Consider the following 255-nt stretch of genomic DNA (forward strand, 5'->3'; position numbering starts at 1 on the left):
ATTGAGGACAATCTTAAGCTGGTTCCATCCTCTTTTCAGACTGTCTTTAAAACCTTCCCTCAAGGATAAAGAGAAAATCGTCAACGCCCTTCAACTACCCTATTCCAACGCAAAATTGGAAGCCACTAATAATCTCATCAAACTTATCAAGCGCAATGCATTTGGTTTTCGGAACTTTGAAAACTTCAAAAAACGAATTTTTATCGCCCTAAATATCAAAAAAGAAAGGACGAAATTTGGCCTTTCTAGATCTTA

At 36.5% G+C, this 255-nt stretch carries 1 pseudogene; it reads left to right on the plus strand.

The features are described from left to right. Positions 1–255: pseudogene (locus tag HMPREF2574_RS08665) on the plus strand (transposase); the annotation flags it as partial.

This window comes from Streptococcus sp. HMSC034E12 (assembly GCF_001835915.1).
Taxonomy (GTDB): Bacteria; Bacillota; Bacilli; order Lactobacillales; family Streptococcaceae; genus Streptococcus; species Streptococcus vaginalis.